Below are 10,624 nucleotides of genomic sequence, written 5' to 3' on the forward strand. Positions count from 1 at the left end.
GCACCTCGCGGAGCGGGCCGACACGTGGCGCGTCCGGCCGCAGCTCGCCGTGGACGCCGCCACCCTCGTGGAGGTCGCGGGCTGGCAGGGCCCGGGGGGCGTCGCGGCCGAGCTCGCCGCGCGCCCGACGGTGACGGTGCCGCGCCCGTACCTGCGGTGGGACCCGGTGCTGCCGCCCAGCCTCGTCGCGCGCACCCCGCTCGGCACCGGGGAGCAGCTCTCGCGGCTCGTGATCCGCAGCGGGATCGCCCCGACGTCGCCCGACGCGGCCGCGACGAGCGAGCGGCACGTGGTGCCGCCCAAGGCGACGCAGCTCGAGTGCGAGACGGCGGGCCTGTTCGACCGCGCCATGGGCTCGACCGACCCCGCCGAGCACCGCGCGGCCTACGCCGTCGCGCTGCGTGAGCGCGGGACCCTGCTCGACCAGCACGTCCCGGACCTCGACGCCCCCGGCCAGCTCGTCGAGCAGCCCGGGATCTCGCTGCACCAGCGGCCGGGCGCCGACCCGGACACGCTCGTGACGCTCGCCGACATCACGGCGAAGCGGGACACGCCGCTCGGCGAGGGGCAGTACGTCGTGCACGACGTCGACCAGCTCACGCTGCCCTACCTGGCCGACCCGTACGCGGCCGGCGTGGCGCTCGTGTTCTACGAGGCCGGCGCACCGCACGCGCTGCCCGAGCCGCGCGTGCTGCAGGCCGTCGTGCTGCCGTTCGAGGGCGAGTGGCCCCGCGTCCGCCCGTTCCGGCTCGTGGTGGAGCCCGCGACCGCCGCGACGCCCGGGGGACGGCCCGCGCTCGGTGCGCGCCTGGACGGCACGGCGATCCGGGTCGCGCTGCCGCCGGGCGAGCAGGTGCGCGTGGCGATGTCGTCGTCGCTGCGCCGGGCGGACCTCGACGCGTTCGGCCTGTGGCGCTCGCACCTCGCCTCGACGATAGACCCCGACGGCGACGGTGGCGCCACGCCCGAGGACGTCGTGGCGGCGGCGGTCCTGCTGCGTGCCGCCGAGTCCGGGTGGACGTGGTGGCTGACGCCGTCGGTCGACGTGCGCCTGGTGCACGCGGTGCCCGCGCCCGTGCGTCCGCCCCAGATCATGGCGCTGCGGCTCGGCATGCGTCCGCCGGGGCTGACCGTCGCGCAGCTCGCGGGTGTCGTCGACCTGCACGGCCCGAGCACGGACCGCCTGGTCGTGCGGGCGTCGTGGACCGAGGAGGTCGACGACGTCGCCGCGCCGGGACCCGTGACCGTGAGCCGTGACGACGTCGTCGTCAGCTCGGCCGTGAGCGAGCGCGAGGGGTTCGGGCTGCTGACGCTCATCGACTTCCTGCCGTTCGGCCCGACGGCCGACGCGCTGGCCCTCGCCGAGGGCGGGCTCGGGATGCACAAGGCGCTGCAGACGTTCCCGGACACGCACCACCGGCGCGTCACGTACACGCCGAGCGGCACGACGCGGTTCCGTGAGCTCTTCGCGGCCGAGGACGTCCCCGCCGACGACGACCCGGCACTGGCCGGCGCACCGGTCGAGCTCGTGATCCCGAGCTCGGCGCGGCCGGCGGCGCCCGACCTCGTCGACGCCGTCCCGCTGCTGCGCTGGGAGGAGTCGACAGAACCGGAGCAGCCCTTCGGCCTGCGGCGCACGCGGCGCTCGGGTGTGCGCCTGTGGCTGCGGCGCCCGTGGTACTCCTCGGGTGACGGCGAGCTGCTCGGCGTCGTGCTCGGGACCTCGGTCGAGCAGCCCGAGGGCACGGTCAGCCTCTGGGGCCGGGACCCCGTGCTCATCGGCGCACCGACGGGCAACGCGATGACTCCGCCCCTCGTCGAGCTCGGCCACCTCCTGCTGCAGTCGCAGGGCGCCGTCGTCGACCGTGCCGCGCGGCCCGTGCTGCCCGCCGCGCAGCTGCCGCTCGTCGACGTGCCCGCCGGCTCACCGTCCACGGCGACCGTGCTGGGCTACGCGGCGGAGTACCACCCCGGGCGGGGCCAGTGGTTCGTGGACGTGGCGGTCGACGACGGCCCGGCGATCTGGCCCTTCGTCCGGCTCGCGGTCGCCCGGTACCAGCCCGACTCGATCGCGGGCTGCGCGCTCTCGGCGGTCGGGCTCACGTCCTGGGTCCAGCCGCTGCCCACGCGCACGGCGACCGTCAACCGGCCCGACGACGACCGGGTCCGGGTGACGGTCAGCGGTGCGGTCGCGTTCCTCCGGGGTCTGCGCCGGGGCGACGACGGCCCGCAGGCGCCGCGCGAGGATTTGGACGCGGACACGCCGACGGCCGGGACGGCCGTCCTCGACGCGTTCCTCGCCGCGAGCCGGACCGTCCACGCGACCGTCCAGGTGCTGCCCGACGGGGCGAGCGACCTCGAGTGGGTCACCGTGGCGACGCGCCGCCTGCCCGCCGTCGGCGTCGGGCCCGACGGCTCCTACCGCGTCACCTGGAGCGGCGAGCTGCGGCTGCCCCCGGCCGCGAGCCGCGAGGTCCCGCTCGACCTGAGGACGCCCGGGAGCCAGCCACGGTGGCGGGTGCTGGTCGAGGAGCGCGAGCTCCTCGACGCCGACCCGGTCGACGAGCCGAACGTCTCCGGCTCGACGACCCGCGCCGCACGCGTGGTCTACGCGGACGCGATCCCGCTGTGAGCGGCTGTCCGAGGGTCGTCTCGGGGCGGCGCCATGCCTGAGGCGCCCCCTGACGGCGCCTTCCGGACCGGACCCTGGCCGGTCCTGCTGGCGGGACCGATGGTGCGACGGGTCACGCGCGAGCGCGCGCACGTCTTCCTCTGCACGTCGGTCGAGGCCAGCGCCCAGGTGCGGCTCTACGCCGGGCGGGCGAACCACGCCTCACCGGGCACGCAGGTCGCGGCCTCGGTCGTCACACCGCTCGACCGCATCGGGGCGCGCCTGTGGGTCGGGCTCGTCGCGGTCGACCTGCCGGACGACGTCGCCGACGGCGCCGTGCTCAGCTACGACCTGGTCGTCCGGTCGGGCGGCACCGACCGCGGCCTCTTCCGGCTCGGGCTGCTCGGCGGGTCGCGGGCGGCCGTGGGGGCGGAGCACGACGTGCGGCGGGCCGCGGTGCCCCTCGGCTACGCGGACGGGATGCTGCCGTCCTTCGTGCTCCCGCCGGCGTCCCCGGCCGAGCTCAGGCTCGTGCACGGGTCGTGCCGCAAGCCGCACGGCGGCGGCGCGACCGAGCCGGACGCGATCCAGCTCATGGACGCCGCGCTGCAGCGCGCGATCACCGGCGGCCCCGAGGCCGCCCGGGAGAGGCCGCAGCAGTGGTTCCTCACGGGGGACCAGGTCTACGTCGACGACGTCGCCGCGGGGCTCCTGGCCGCACTCACCGCGGCGGGACGCGAGCTGCTCGGCTGGGAGGAGGACGTCCCCGTCGTCATACCGGCGACCGAGATCCTGCTCGACCCCGGATGGCGGTCGCGGTTCCTCTCCCTCGACGGCGTCGACCTCAAGCGCGACACCGACGACGTGCCGAACGACTACTCCGGGAACCACCTCGTGCGGTTCGGCGAGTGGTGCGCCATGTACCTCTACGCGTGGTCCGACGCGCTCTGGGCGGTCGAGGGGGACGGGAGTCAGGCCACTGACGGCTACCGGCTCCCCGAACCCCCGTCGCGGTTCCCGATCGAGCGCCTGCAGTCGTTGCTCGACATCGCCGACCAGCTCGGCTTCATCGCGCTGCCCGCCCGCTGGGCGAAGGTGATCGACATCGCGGTGAAGCTCGACGAGTACGGGGGCAAGGTCGCCGCCCACTGGCGGGACACGGCCCCGAAGGCGCTGGGGTGGGCGTCGACCGCGGTCCTGGCCCGGCGCGCTCTCGCGAACGTGGCCACCTACACGATGTTCGACGACCACGAGATCACCGACGACTGGTTCCTCGACCGGCGCGTGACCAACCGGCTCAAGGGCCTCACGGAGACGGGTGGGCCGCGCACCGACGCCCGGAGCGAGGTCGGTCCGCGCCTCCTGCGCAACGGCCTGTCGGCGTACGCGGTGTTCCAGCACTGGGGCAACGTCCCCGAGGACTTCGCGCCCGGGCGCCAGGGCCGCCGGCTCCTGGACATGTGGCGGTACACGAGCCCGACGCGGCCCGGCGAGCTGGCGACGGTCACCGGAACCCGCGCCGCGGACGCCCTGCTCGGGATCCGCGGCGGGGACCCCGTCATCCCGGCGTCCGGTCGGCGCGAGGACTTCCCCCGGATCCGCTGGGACTACGCGGTCGGGTTCCCCGCGCACCGCCTCCTCGCGCTGGACACGCGGACGTGGCGTGCCTTCCCGACCGGGGCACCCATGACGTGGGCGTCCCTCGCGCCGCTCGTGGCGGACCCGCCCGGGCAGCCGCCGGACGCGGGCATCGCGCAGCTGCGCGCGCTGGGGGCGGCCTGGCTCGCGGTCGGGCAGCGCACCAGCCAGGTGGTCCCCGAGGCGTTCGGCCGCTTCCTGCAGGACGTGGTGACGCTCGCGGGTTCGGTCGGTGCGTCGCGCGAGCAGGCGGTCGACCAGGTCATGACGGCGGTCGGCCGTCTCGCCGACCTCGTCGACCAGGTGCCCGGCCGCCTGGCCCTGGCGGCGGGGGACCGGTGGGACCCCGTCGGCACCGCGACCCTCGTCCTCGCGCGGTCGGGTCACGCGGAGCTGCGGAGACGCCTGCTGGTCGAGCGCCTGTACCCGTCCGCGGCGGCCGTCATCACCACGGGGGCGCGCCTGATCCGCACCGTGGGGGACGTCGACCTCGGCATCGGCGGCGAGGCGCTCAACGAGGTGGTCCGCGCGCTCGCCGACGTGGTCGAGACCGCTGCCGTCGCGTCCACGACCGGCGTCGTGCTCGCCGCTCGCCGCGCCGTGGCCGACGCGGGCGCCGAGCTGTGGCCGGTCCTGGTGTCCGCGGCCGGGCAGCCGCTCCCTGCCGACGTCGACCTGGCCGGTGTCGCGCACGCGGCGCTCGTCGAGCTCGACCGCCTCTCCGCCGCCGTGGGCGTCGACCGCCTCGCCGCGGCGCTCTTCCGCGACGGCGGCAGCCGCCTCGCCGCAGGCCTGATCAGCACGCCGGCCCTCGTGTTCCAGGTCACCCGGCCGATCGCCGAGGTCGCGCCGGACGTCCCGGTGACGCTGCTGCTCTCGCCCGCACCCGTCTTCGGCAACCGCCTCGTCGAGGTGGCCCAGCGCGCACGTGTCGCGCAGCTGATCGCCCAGGGCCGGCCGGGCGAGGAGGAGATGGACTTCGAGACGTGGTCGGCGAACGTCCCGGCGATGACCGCGCTGTGCGAGGCCGCACGGGCGCTGCGGTGCGCCGTCATCCTCTCCGGCGACGTCCACTACGCGGGGTCGTCGGTCACCGACGTCGGTGTCAGGGGAGTCACGACGCGGTACGTCCAGCTCACCTCGTCGTCGACCCGGAACTCCGACGGGCAGACGCGCTTCCTCGGTCGGATGGACGACCTGCTCTACGACGACGACGGGCAGATCTTCCTGCTCCAGTCCGACTGGGCGGCGCTCCTCCCGCGCGGACGGTCGTCGCTCGCACAGCTCCGGACGATCGCCCGGGCGGAGCTGGACGACCGGGTCCAGGCGATCCTCGACACGGTCGACCTCGAGCGGCACTACGAGGACTTCCGGCAGTGGTTGGCCACCCCCATGAACCTCTCGGTGGAGGACGTCACCCGCACCGCCGCGCGCGTCGCGGCAGGCGCGGCCGTGACGGCCGAGCGCATGGTCACGGCGCCGCTCCACTCCGTGCGCGCGTGGGCGGGCGAGGCGGCCTGGCAGCTGTACAGCGCGGTGGAGATGCTGCGGCGGCTCGACGAGGACCCGATGCTGGCGATCTTCGGCGACTTCCTCACGGCGGGCCCGGCCGCTCGCGAGCAGCTGCTGCTGCTCTACCACGACCTCGGGCTGGACCCGCACGACGCGCTCGCGCTCGAGACGGTCCTCCTGCACGACCGCCGCACCGACCGCCTCACGCCGTACCCCGCGATGAGCGCGCGGGAGGTCACGCCGTCGCAGCGCGAGCGCACCAACGCCTGGCAGCGCCGCACGGTCGGTCACGCCAACGCGGGCTTCATCCGGTTCCGCACCCGCGGTGGCCAGGTGCTCGGCGTCGAGCACGAGCTGCGCTGGTACCCGGTCGACGACCCGCCCCGGGACGGCCCGTCGCCGCGGCTCGACTGGATCGGGTCCCTGCACGTGGCGGGGTGGCACCCGCACCCCGCCGACCTGGCGAGGCGGCCGTGAGCGACGACGTCGTCGGCATGCTGCTCGGCGAGCTGGAGGACCTGCTCGGTCCGCTGGTGCGCGTCACGGAGGCGCCCGACCCGCTGGTGGGGATCCGGCGGTTCCTGCGCGGCTGCGGCTGGACCGTCACGGAGGACGTGGACCCCGAGCCGATCGTCACCGGCATCAGCGCGCTCGTGGACGCCGTCACGGCGGCTCAGGACGGGCTCGACCCCGCGGACCTGGCGGCCTTCGTCGAGGCCCTCGAGGGTCTCGCCGGCCTCGTGACCGCGGTCGCGGACCTCGTCGACCTCATCGCGTCCGGCGGGCCGGCGGCACCGACCGACGACGAGCTCGCGGCGTTCGGGGAGGACGTGCTGCACACGCTGGCCGTCGGCTGGATCGCCCGCAAACGCGTGCTCGGCGACGTCGCGGGCGTCCTCCGGCTCGTCGCGCCCGTCGACGTGCCGGCCGCGACGGTCGGCGGGTGGCTCGAGCGGCGGGCGCACCGGGCCGTCCGGCTCCGTCCGGCGGTCGTCACGGACCTCCTCGCCGACCCCCTCGGGTACCTGCGCGGGATCGTCGTGCCGAACGACTGGGCCGCGTCCGTCGACGCCGCCGCGACCCACCTGTTCCTCGCGACGCACCTCTCGCCGCTGCTCGCGCGCGCGGGCGGGGCCTGGCGCACGCACCCCGACGCCCTGGCGGACGCCGCCTCGGTGCAGCAGCTCGCGCGTCGCGGCGTGATCGAGGTCGTGGCAGGGGTCGCCGACGACGCCGGGCGGGCGCGGTTCGGGACGGAGCTCGAGCTGTTCTCCGCCGCGGACACGAACGAGGCCGGGCAGACCGGCCCTGCCGTCGAGCTCGCGCCCTTCGGCGGCTACCAGCACACGCTCGTCACCGGCGGGTGGACCGTGACGCTCGGCGCCGCGGTCGCGCTCGGGGGCGTCGACGCCGGGGACTCCGCACCCGCGATCCGGATCTCGGGGGACGGCGTCGAGATGACGCCGTCGCTCGACGCGCGCCTCGACGTCGGTGCGCTCCTCGACCTCGACGCGCTGCTCGGCGGCCAGGGCACGCGGATCGAGCTCGGCACGCTCGACCTGGGCGCCTTCCTCGGCGTGCAGGGCGGTGACGCGGACATCGGCTTCTCGCTGGTCGCGACCGGCTCGCGGATCGTGCTCAGCGCCGCGGACCTCGGCGCAGCGGTCGCCGCGGTCGCCGCGTTCGAGAGCACGATCGAGGTCGACCTCGGCCTGCAGTGGTCGCTGCTGGGCGGGCTGCGGCTCGCCGGGAGTGCCGCCCTCGAGCTCGAGATCTCCGGCGGCATCGACATCGGCGGGGTCGTCACGCTCAGCGGGCTCCGCGTCCGGCTGGCCGTGGGCGAGCAGGTCTCGCTCGCTGCGGTGACGGACGTCAAGGTCAAGCTCGGGCCTGTCGCGATGTCCTTCGACGACCTCGGGCTGAGCCTGGTGCTGTCGTTCCCGCCCGAGGGCGGCAACCTCGGCGGTGCGGACCTGAGCCTCGCCCTCGAGCCGCCCAAGGGGCTCGGGGTCCGGGTCAACGCGGGCGTCGTGTCCGGGGGCGGCTTCCTCTACCTCGACCCGGACCGCGGCGAGTACGCCGGCGTCCTCGAGCTCACGTTCCCCGCGCTGTCGCTGTCCCTCAAGGCGGTCGGGATCTTCACCACGAAGCTTCCCGGGGGCGCCGAGGGCTACGCGTTGCTCCTCCTCGTCTACACCGAGTTCCCGTCGGTCCAGCTCGGGTACGGCTTCACGCTCGACGGCGTCGGCGGGATCCTCGGGATCCAGCACGGCATCAGCATCGAGGCGCTCCAGGCGGGGATGCGCACCGGCGCGCTCGACAACGTGCTCTTCCCGCAGGACCCGGTCGGCAACGCCCCCGCGCTCCTGGCCGACCTCAGGGCGATCTTCCCGCTGAGCCCCGGATCGCTCACGTTCGGTCCCGCGCTCCAGATCGGGTGGGGTGCCGGGATCGTCACCATCACGCTCGGCCTCGTGCTCCAGCTCGACGGGGTGATGGGACCGGGGGCGGGGGAGCCGTCGATCGCCCGGATCGTCCTGCTCGGCCAGCTCAAGGTCGAGCTGCCGCCCGTGGAGGGCGCCCCGGAGCTCGTGCGGCTCGTCGTCGACGTCCTCGGCTACTACGACGTCGCCGAGCAGGAGCTGGGCATCGACGCCCGCCTGCGGGACTCGCACATCGTGTCGCTGCCGCTGACGGGCTCGCTCGTCGTGCGGGCCCGCTTCGGTGACGACCCGGTCTTCATCATGGCGATCGGGGGCTTCCACCCGCGGTTCACCGACCTCCCGCCCGGGATCCCGCCGCAGGACCGTCTGGGCGTCACGCTGCGCTACGAGATCGTCACGGTGAAGATCGCGTGCTACACGGCGATCACGTCGAACTCGTTCCAGTTCGGCGCCGAGGTGAGCCTGCTCGTGGTGGCCGCGGCGTTCCGCGTCGAGGCCTACCTGGGCTTCGACGCGCTCTTCCTCTTCCAGCCGCGGTTCCACTTCGACATCGAGTTCCGCGTCGGCGCGTCGATCTCGTGGCAGGGCTGGGACCTCGCGGCCGTGCGGGTTCAGGGTCGCCTCACCGGACCGGGCCGGTGGGAGATCACCGGCTCGGCGTCGCTGAAGGTGCTCTTCTGGGAGATCTCGATCGACGTCGACGTCGGCTGGGGCGACGTGCCCCTCGACGCGCTGCCCGAGGTCGCCGTGCTGCCCCAGGTGCTCGCCGCGCTCACGGACCCGCAGGGCTGGCACGCGTCGCTCCCGGCCGGACGGCCCTACGTCACGCTGCGGCAGGTCACTGCCAGGCCCCTCCTCGTGCACCCCCTGGGCAGCCTCGAGGTCACGCAGAAGGTCGTCCCGCTCGGCGTCGCGGTGGACCGGGTCGGCAAGAGCCGTCCGAGCGACGGGAACCGGTTCGACCTGACGGCGGTCCGGTTCGGCACGCGGGCGGTGCCCCGCGCGCTGACGAGCGAGCACTTCGCGCGCGCCGAGTTCTGGCAGATCTCCGAGGGGGAGAAGCTCACAGCCCCCTCGTTCGAGCGGTTCGACGCGGGCGCGCGGTTCGGCACCACGGGCTTCGCGGTGCCCGCGGGGGCCGACGTCTCCTTCGACCCGGAGTACGAGACGGGCTACCTCGAGCAGCCCGACGTCGTGGAGATCGCGCTCGTGCCCGGGGCGTTCCTCGTGCAGCAGGCCGTGTGGGGTGCGGCCGCGACCTCCGCACTGCGACGGGCGGCCAAGACCGTCGGCGGGCAGGGGCTCGGCGTCGCCGTGGCCCCGAGCCGGCACGCCGTCGCGGACGCCGCCACGCTGACCGACCGGACCACCGCGGTCGCGGGGGTCGGCGCCCTCACCTGGACGGCGGCGCACCAGGCGGCCGGGGCGACAGGGCGGTTCGTCGTCGTCGAGGCGGTCGAGCTGGTGAGACGGCCATGACGCTGCGCTTCCTCCCGTGGACCCGGCGCGGCGTCGCCGGCGTGCTCGACGCCGTCGACGACGGCGGTGACCTGCCCGCACGGCCCGCCTTCCCCGTGACGCTCACGGTCAACGGCGCGGACGCCAGGGCCGACGTCGCCGCCTACGGCCCGGGCGACGTCACGGGCCTCGACCTCGACACGATCGTCCGGACGACGCCGCGTCGCTTCGCGACGGACGCCGCGCCGGACCTCCTCGTGGGTGTGGAGTTCGACCCCCCGGACCTGCCGTGGATGTTCACGCCGGCCGTCGCCGGGCCGGACCAGCGCCTGCGCCCGTGGCTCGTGCTCGTCGTCGTGACGCAAGGACCCGGCGTGAGCATCTCGGCCGGCGGGGCGCGGCCGCTGCCGGTCCTGACGATCGAGGCCCCGGCCGTCCCGGTCGACGAGGTGCCGGACCTCGCGGAGTCGTGGGCGTGGGCGCACACGCAGGTCCTCGCCGCGGACGCGACGGCCGACCTGACCGCCACGCTGGCCGATGACGACCGCACGATCTCGCGACTCCTGTGCCCGCGTCGGCTCCGGCCGGGCACGTCGTACTACGCGGCCCTGGTACCCGCGTTCGACGCGGGCGTGGCCGCCGGGCTCGGCGAGGACGCGTCCGACGGCCCGGTCGGTCCCGCGTGGACGCACGACGCGCTCGGACCGACGCTCAGGCTCCCGCTCTTCTACCACTGGGAGTTCACGACCGGACCCGCGGGGGACTTCGAGCAGCTCGCACGCCGGCTGCGGCCCGTCGCCCTGCCGGACTCCGTGGGCACCGCCCCGCTGCACCTCGGGGAGGCGCACCGGGCGCTGCCCGCGCTCGCGCCGCAGGACGCCGTCGTCGGCATGGAGGGCGCGCTGCGCTCGCCGCGCGGCGGCGCAGGCGCGGAGCCGGGCGCGGCGCTCGAGGCGTGGAC

Annotated in this window: 4 protein-coding genes; all 4 read left to right on the forward strand. The window is 75.4% G+C overall.

Going from position 1 to position 10,624, the window contains the following annotated elements; translation table 11 throughout:
• On the forward strand, positions 1–2,632 hold a 2,632-nt coding region (locus ICW40_RS16740; protein ID WP_221655147.1), incomplete at its 5' end, for a hypothetical protein.
• Positions 2,633–2,665: 33 nt separating this feature from the next.
• Positions 2,666–6,238 (forward strand): hypothetical protein, encoded by a 3,573-nt coding sequence (locus tag ICW40_RS16745; RefSeq protein WP_221655148.1) that lies wholly within the window; start codon positions 2,666–2,668, stop codon positions 6,236–6,238.
• A complete protein-coding gene (locus tag ICW40_RS16750) occupies positions 6,235–9,684 on the forward strand; it encodes a DUF6603 domain-containing protein (protein WP_221655149.1) in 3,450 nt (1,149 codons plus the stop codon). Before ICW40_RS16745 ends, ICW40_RS16750 begins: the two co-directional genes overlap by 4 nt.
• A partial coding sequence (locus ICW40_RS16755) for a hypothetical protein (protein WP_221655150.1) occupies positions 9,681–10,624 on the forward strand: 944 nt, incomplete at its 3' end. The genes ICW40_RS16750 and ICW40_RS16755, both read left to right, overlap by 4 nt.

Origin of the sequence: Actinotalea ferrariae, from assembly GCF_019733465.1 — a bacterium.
GTDB classification, from domain to species: Bacteria; Actinomycetota; Actinomycetes; order Actinomycetales; family Cellulomonadaceae; genus Actinotalea; species Actinotalea ferrariae_A.